This window comes from Marinobacter gelidimuriae, assembly GCF_000372805.1.
In the GTDB taxonomy this organism is placed as follows: Bacteria; Pseudomonadota; Gammaproteobacteria; order Pseudomonadales; family Oleiphilaceae; genus Marinobacter; species Marinobacter gelidimuriae.
The window spans coordinates 1-1861 of sequence record NZ_KB889845.1 but is presented as its reverse complement, the minus strand read 5'-3'; the positions used below and the strand labels follow the sequence as shown (position 1 = coordinate 1861).

Below are 1861 nucleotides of genomic sequence, written 5' to 3'. Positions count from 1 at the left end.
CTTAGATTGAAATCTAGGATCATTGAAGTAGTCGTTCATATGGATTCGTTCATCCACCTTCATGGCATAGATGAGTTCGTAGCCATTACTTTTTGGGGAAAACCCGGCTATCCAATCACCATCCGTGACTGCACAGCCTTGGTGATTCGGGGTACAAACTGCCAAAGTGCACCAGCCGCTGAACGGGTTTGGTGCCAATCCAGAGTCGACGGTGACGATGTAAGTATAAAGCCTGGTCAAAAATCCCCCAAAATGCCTAACGCCCAGCTGTCGGACTGGTGCTGATTGTTAGGCTACGGACACTCAGGCAAACTTAATAAATTATTGGGCTGCTCGCCGTCATTTTGTGTTTTTAGATATTTATTACCACTTGCGCTTTTTGAAACTACAACCCAGACAGACTGACCGTTTACACTTACGTAAAATTTCCATTTTCCGCTTTCGATACCTGCTATAGCTTCATCAAGACTTAATTTCCAACGTGTGCCACTCGGATTTACACCTCCGACATGGGATATGCGCTCATGCGCGCTAGTACGATTGGTCTTATTGATACATTTAATCTGAACGTTATCGGTCATTTTTCACTTCCTCGTTGTTGAATATATAAAAGCCTAACGCTTGCAGCATGCGCGCCTTTGGAATGGAGCCGAAGGCGCAATGTAATGGGCGTCGCCGTGCCTGCACTGGTTATGTGCTGTGAGCTACGTTTGGAAACCTCTCAGGATGCTCAATAATTTCCGTCGTCAGGTCTACATCAAGCTCAGGCCAATAGAAGTGCCCAGGAGACTGCTCCTCGACATTCACAATTGCACTGACTGGCTGTTCCTTGAACCAAGGAAAATTTTTGTACGGCATAAAAAACTCACGGTCGTGTGCAAGAAGCCACACACCATGTGCAGAGATATTTGTCACCTCAACTGCTGAAGTGCTGTTTCCAAGCGCTGACAAGCTCATCGCGGTGATCCTCCACCAATGATTCGATTTCTTTTAATTGCTGCCGGTTGTACCCGTAATTTTTGGCGAGCTCAAGATCTGGTTCAAGCCAGAATTTAGCCTCGCCATCACCTGAGACTACATGAACATGCATGCGTGATTCTTCTCGCGAAAAGAAAAAGAAGCGATATCCCTTTTCTCTGAATACTGTAGGACTCATCCATACTCCTCACACATAACGCCTGCAGCACGCGCGCGCTTAGAATTGAGCCGAAGGCGCAATGGAAAGGGCGTCGCCGTGCCTGCACTTGTTATATACTGTTAACTACAGGCAAATTCTTCAAATGCTTTTCCAGCCAAACGATAGCCTACTCATTCGTCTTGTGGTTTTGCACCTATTGATTTATAGAACTGTATCGCCGGTTCATTCCAATCGAGTACGTTCCACTCAAAGCGGCCACAATTTTTCGCCAATGCAATTTTTGCAAGGTGCTTCAGAAGAGCTTTGCCTGCACCCACACCTCTATGCTCAGGAGAAACATATAAATCCTCAAGATATAATCCATGCTTACCGAGCCACGTCGAGAAATTGAAGAAGTAAACCGCAAAACCAATTGGTATTTCATTGAAACTGGAAATAACGGCATGAGTAGTTGTTTCGGCGCCAAATAAAGATAGTTCTATATCAGCGACTGTAGCCAGTACTTCATTCTCTGCTTTCTCATAAACGGCAAGCTCTATAACAAATCTATGAATCAGAGCCGAGTCTTCAATTGATGCCTGACGAATTTCTAAACCTGACACTGTATTCTCCCATTTCTAGCAATATATAACAGTAACTTGATAGGCCCCTCCGCGAATGCGGAAATCTGACCGCTTCATGATTACACGTTCGGGCTTCCACAAACGCTTGCCTATAGAACTA

General features: G+C 45.2%; 5 protein-coding genes. All 5 read right to left on the bottom strand.

All coding sequences use genetic code 11. The features are described from left to right. On the bottom strand, window positions 1-240 hold a 240-nt coding region (locus A3OI_RS23065; protein ID WP_456085375.1), incomplete at its 3' end, for an Nmad2 family putative nucleotide modification protein. Between the two features lie 53 nt (window positions 241-293). Next, window positions 294-581 (bottom strand): DUF3892 domain-containing protein, encoded by a 288-nt coding sequence (locus A3OI_RS21545; protein WP_081622872.1) that lies wholly within the window; start codon window positions 579-581, stop codon window positions 294-296. Between the two features lie 109 nt (window positions 582-690). Further along, window positions 691-957: a DUF2442 domain-containing protein gene (locus A3OI_RS19195; RefSeq protein ID WP_040474892.1), complete on the bottom strand. Its 267-nt coding sequence runs from the start codon at window positions 955-957 to the stop codon at window positions 691-693. Further along, window positions 917-1156, bottom strand: coding sequence for a DUF4160 domain-containing protein (locus tag A3OI_RS21540; protein WP_081622871.1), 240 nt, complete (start codon window positions 1154-1156; stop codon window positions 917-919). Before A3OI_RS21540 ends, A3OI_RS19195 begins: the two co-directional genes overlap by 41 nt. A 152-nt stretch (window positions 1157-1308) precedes the next feature. Continuing rightward, a complete protein-coding gene (locus tag A3OI_RS19190; protein WP_018402899.1) occupies window positions 1309-1740 on the bottom strand; it encodes a GNAT family N-acetyltransferase in 432 nt (143 codons plus the stop codon). Window positions 1741-1861 lie beyond the last annotated feature (121 nt).

Excerpts from the sequence above, each read along its gene's own strand:
- A3OI_RS21545 (WP_081622872.1), bottom strand. The coding sequence starts at position 581 with ATGACCGATAACGTTCAGATTAAATGTATCAATAAGACCAATCGTACT.
- A3OI_RS19195 (WP_040474892.1), bottom strand. The coding sequence starts at position 957 with ATGAGCTTGTCAGCGCTTGGAAACAGCACTTCAGCAGTTGAGGTGACA.
- A3OI_RS21540 (WP_081622871.1), bottom strand. The coding sequence starts at position 1,156 with ATGAGTCCTACAGTATTCAGAGAAAAGGGATATCGCTTCTTTTTCTTT.